At 45.0% G+C, this 5,185-nt stretch carries 4 protein-coding genes and 1 pseudogene; all 5 read right to left on the bottom strand.

Annotated elements, in window-relative coordinates; all coding sequences use genetic code 11:
• The coding region (locus L5M10_RS23165) for a Fic family protein (protein WP_263256035.1) at positions 1-867 on the bottom strand (867 nt) is incomplete at its 3' end.
• 88 nt (positions 868-955) lie between these two features.
• Entirely contained in the window at positions 956-2,242 is a 1,287-nt protein-coding gene (locus L5M10_RS23160) for a restriction endonuclease subunit S (protein WP_263256034.1), read from the bottom strand.
• 85 nt (positions 2,243-2,327) lie between these two features.
• Positions 2,328-3,368 carry a YhcG family protein gene (locus L5M10_RS23155; protein WP_263256033.1) on the bottom strand — a complete coding sequence of 347 codons (1,041 nt, stop codon included), beginning with the start codon at positions 3,366-3,368 and terminating at the stop codon, positions 2,328-2,330.
• 1 nt (position 3,369) lies between these two features.
• On the bottom strand, positions 3,370-4,917 hold the full coding sequence (locus L5M10_RS23150) for a type I restriction-modification system subunit M (RefSeq protein ID WP_263256032.1): 1,548 nt from the start codon (positions 4,915-4,917) through the stop codon (positions 3,370-3,372).
• A 55-nt stretch (positions 4,918-4,972) separates the two neighbouring features.
• Positions 4,973-5,185: pseudogene (locus L5M10_RS23145) on the bottom strand (DUF3368 domain-containing protein); the annotation flags it as partial.

Here is a 5,185-nt window from a genome sequence, read left to right as displayed (position 1 = left end):
TAGCTCGGGCGTGTTACTGAGCAATGCTAAAATAGCCTCAGGCGTTTTAAGGCCCGTTACATTGATAAGGGTATTTACAGGGGCGTTTTTACCTTCTCTTAGAGGGGCACTTACAGAGGCGTTTTGCGCGAGTGTTTGCTGAATAACCGACAACATAAAATGAATAAACGGCGTACTGTCTGCTTGGTTATCGGCCTGCTCAAGGGCGTGATAATAGGCTTGCTGATGGTCTTTAATCACACTTTCTAGCGGCAAAGATAAAAACAACGGATGCCACTTGGACAAAATCAGCGTTTGCCATAACCGCCCCATACGACCGTTACCATCGGCAAAGGGGTGAATAAACTCAAATTCGTAATGAAATACACAACTGGCGATCAATGGGTGATCTTTTGTTTGCTTAAGCCATTGGATTAAATCAGCCATTAAACCGGATACCTGATGCGCAGGCGGCGCAACATGGTGCACCACACCACCTTTATGGATACCCACGCCTTTACTGCGAAACTCACCGGCATTCACAAGAATATCTGACAGCATTAAACCGTGAGCCGTGAGTAAATCGTCAATGGCGCTGGGTGTGAATGCAGGCAGTGCATCATAAGCGGCAATCGCGCCTTTTACCTCGGCCAGCTCGCGTACGCTACCCAGCACGGGCTTACCCTCAACAATGGCGGTAATTTGTTCTTCAGTTAAGCTATTGCCTTCAATCGCCAGCGTGCCGGTGATGGTTTTTATGCGGTTTTGCTTGCGCAATTGCGGCGAGGCATTGAGCTGGCTGGCATTTAACTCGCCGACCTGCTGGCTGATTTGTGCCACCAAGTTCAAAATATCGCTGGTGATGGTAAAAGGTGGTTGATAGGCCATTAAGCAGCCTCCTTATGCTTGCCATCTTTGGCAGTTATTCGACAATCTCGAATAACTGGCGCTGCTATTTCCGTTAGCATTTTACTCATTAAGCTGCCTCATCTGAATGAGATTTCGGCCCGCCTGCCGGACTGGCAGGGAAGCTCAACAACAGGTCACGATAATACTCGTATTGCTTTTGGCGTAGCTCGATTTCGCGGGGCAGACCTTCTTGGATAGAAGTGGTTAAGGTGTCGAACTTATCTAAGATGGCGACAACACGAGCCTGTTCAGCCAAAGACCTTTCAGGTTCATTGGGGTATGGCACTGGAATAAGCGTTTTTTTGATATTGTCATTGTACAATCGCTTAATTACACCGCCGTCAGAAACGTTCCAGTTTGCTATTTGATAAAAGTAAAATAGGTATTTGTTTAGCACTTTACTTTCATCATTTTCAAGCCAAACAATATTACTGTCTTGAAAATAGGCATCTTCACCATTAAAAATTACTGCTCTACCAATAGTTCCACTAGCTGATATAAGTATCTCACCCACTCTTGGATAATTATATTTACTCTTGTATTCTTCAAAAGTATCTCGTGAAATATAGGCATTAGGCTCTTTACCGAATGTTCCTATCTTAAAAAATGGGATGTCACCGATGTCAGAAGTTTCATTCTTCATTATACGCTTGCACATACGAACTTCACCAATCCAACCTAACGTCTTCCACTCAACTTCACCTTCTTCAAAACTCAACAACTGGTCGCGGTAGTAGTTGTATTGTTTTTTGCGCATGTTAAGCTCGGCGGTCAGCTCGGCGGTCAGCTCGGCGGTCATGGCGGTAAATGCGTCCAGAATGCGCACGATTTCAGCTTGTATTTCTATGGATGGCAGAGGTATCAATATATCCAAAACATCAGCCATGCTCGGATGCTGTATTCCTGAACCTCGATAATAACTATCAATGATCTGTGACTGACTCATCAGCCAATAATATAAGTATTTATTTAGCAACTCCTCAGTGTTGTTTGAAGTGGCAATTCGGTTATCTGCCGTTACAAACCGTCCTTTGTAATATTTAATTACATCTCTAACAGGCCTAGATTTCCCCCATGGGATAGTTACAACTTCCCCCTCCCTTAAATAAGAGCCAGCTAAAGCTTCGGTTGTCCAGCCAGTCCGCTCACCTGTAGAAAGGAGAAAGACATCTCCACCCTCTTGCTCTAATTTGAAAAGATCCGCTGCAAGCAGGTATTGATAATTAATAACCTTTGGCTGTTTAAACCGTTCAACAGCATTAAATTTTTTATCCCAAATGGTAACTTGCCATAGAGGTTTCCACTTGATATCAGCGCCATCTAACAGCTTTTCCATATAACTTAAATGACTCATGCCTCAAACTCCTCACCTTCAATTTCCGCCACAATGGCGTCAATATCACTGCGCAGCGCATTAAATTTCGTGTCTAACACCTTGCTCATTTTACGTCTCCCTGCAATTCGCGTTCTATCTGTTCAATACTGGGCAAGTTGCTTTCCAGCACTTCGGGCAGGGCTTGCTGTAGTTTATATTCGGCAATGCCCATGGCTTGGCTTTTATCGCCTAGGGCGTATTCGGCGACCACTTTGTCTTTGCTTTTGCACAACAGCAAGCCGATGGTGGCGTTGTCTGGTTCGGTTTTTACTTGCTTATCAATGGCGGTCATGTAAAAGCTCAATTGGCCTAAATGCTCGGGTTTAAATTTTCCGGTTTTAAGTTCTATCACCACATAACAGCGCAGTTTGAGGTGGTAAAACAACAGGTCGATAAAAAACTCTTCATCCCCTACTTGCATTAATACTTGGCGACCCACAAAAGCAAAGCCTGCGCCTAGCTCTAACAAAAACTGAGTGACATGCTGCACCAAGGCGTGTTCAATTTCGCGCTCTTGGGCGGCTTCGGTTAGCCCTAAAAAGTCAAAGCGGTAAGGGTCTTTAATTGATTCGCGGGCAAGGTCAGACTGCGGTTTGGGTAAAGTTGCGGCAAAGTTGGTGATGGCCGCCCCTTGGCGCTGGTGTAAACCCGATTCAATATGCATCACTAACACATTGCGCGACCAGTGGTTTTCTAGCGCTTTTTGGGCGTACCACGTGCGTGAATCGGTATTATCGAGCTTATCTAAGAGCGCCAACTGGTGATACCAAGGCAATTGTGCAAGCAGCGCTTGCACAAATTCCAAATCAGGCCAGGCCTCAGCAAAGGCGCGCATGTATTTCAGGTTGCGCGGTGAAAAACCTTTCATATCGGGGAATGCCGTGCGCAAGTCATGTGCCAGCCGTTCAACCACTTTTGCGCCCCAGCCAAGCTCTGCTTGGCGGGTTAAAATCTCTTGGCCAATTTGCCAATAAAGCAAGACTAATTCTTGGTTTACCGCAAGTGTGGCGCGTTGCTGGGCACTGTGGATTTTTGTTTTTAGCTCGCTTAACCAATCGCTGTACCCTGCGGGCGCTTGGCTTAATGAAATGGGTTTCTCTGCCATGCTAAACGCCTTCTATTTCATTGACTATGCTGTCAATATCACTGCGAAGTTGGTCGATTTTAGCGACGGTGGTTTTAAGCTCGGCATTTAGCTCAGTAATGTTTGTGACTACGCGGTTATCTTTGGCTTCCACATAACTGCTCACCGAAAGGTTGTAGCTGTTGCCTGCGATAACATCCAAATCAACGGATTTAGCAAAGTGATCTACGTTTTCTTTGTTGGCAAACACCTTGATGATCTGCTCAATGTGCTCATTGCTTAGGGTGTTGTTATTGGTTTCTTTTTTAAACAGGCCACTGGCATCAATAAACTGGGTGGTGGTGTCGGTTTTGTGTTTAGACAGCACTAAGATATTCACCGCAATGGTGGTGCCAAAAAACAGGTTTGGTGCCAATGAAATCACGGTTTCAACGTAGTTATTATCTACAAGGTATTGACGAATTTTTTGCTCAGCACCACCACGGTAAAAAATACCGGGGAAGCAAACAATCGCTGCACGACCTTTGCTTGATAGGTAACTGAGCGCATGCAGCACAAAGGCAAAGTCGGCTTTTGATTTTGGCGCAAGTACGCCTGCGGGCGCAAAGCGGTCGTCGTTGATTAGAGTTGGGTCGTCGCTACCAATCCATTTCACTGAATAAGGCGGGTTAGAGACAATAGCATCAAAGGGTTTGTCATCTAAAAAGTGCGGTTCGGTTAAGGTATCACCCAACTGAATATTAAACTTGTCGTAGTTAATGTTGTGCAAAAACATATTCATACGCGCCAAGTTGTAGGTGGTGTGATTGAGCTCTTGGCCAAAAAAGCCCTCTTCAATGATATGCGCATCGAAGTGCTTTTTGGCTTGTAACAGCAACGAGCCCGAGCCTGCCGCAGGGTCATAAATTTTATTCACACTGGTTTGGCCGTGCATGGCGAGCTGCGCGATCAATTTTGAAACATGCTGAGGGGTGAAAAATTCGCCACCGGATTTACCCGCATTGGCCGCGTAGTTTGAAATAAGAAACTCGTAGGCATCACCAAACAGGTCGTTTTCGTTATCTTCAAATTGGGTAATATTCAGCCCTGCCACGCCTTTTAATACCGCCGCTAAGCGTTTGTTTTTGGCCTCTACCGTATTACCTAAGCGGTTACTGGTAGTATCAAAGTCGGCAAATAAGCCTTTGATGTCTTTTTCTGAATCATAGCCATTGGCTGAGTTTTCAATCGCTGCAAAAATAGCGGCCAAATCTGTGTTTAAATTTTCGTTTTTGTTCGCATTCGCCGCAACATTACTAAACAACTGGCTAGGGTAGAGAAAATAACCTTTGGTTTTAATGGCATCTTCTTTAGCCAACTTGATGTTTTCATCATCGTCGAACATGCCAGCATAATTAATGCTCTCATCACCGCCGGTGATGTAAACTTCAAAGTTCTCACTGATAAAGCGGTAGAACAGCGTACCCAATACATACTGCTTAAAATCCCAGCCATCCACTGAGCCTCGCACATCGTTGGCAATCGCCCATATTTGGCGTTGAAGTTCGGCACGTTGTTGTAAACTTGTCATTATTAGAATTCCTGATCGTTCTAAATTGCACTTTATGAGGGCAACCTATTAATTATTAATTTACTTGCTCTAGTTCTACTAAAGCTTGTTCTGCGATATGCCAAGGTAGACGCCTGCCATTGGCTTGCATCTGCTTATAGGCTGCTCGCGCTTGTTCGGTATTGATTTGCTGATGAACCACCAGTTGGCTTACTAGCCAAACTGTGCCTTTAACAATGGCAGCTTCTTTTTCTGCTGCTTTTCTCAGTGCCATATCACCAGTCAGTAA

It is taken from the genome of Shewanella sp. SM32, from assembly GCF_025654235.1.
GTDB lineage: Bacteria > Pseudomonadota > Gammaproteobacteria > Enterobacterales > Shewanellaceae > Shewanella > Shewanella oncorhynchi.
Note: the sequence above shows the minus strand (reverse complement) of the source record. Positions and strands in the feature narration are given on the sequence as shown.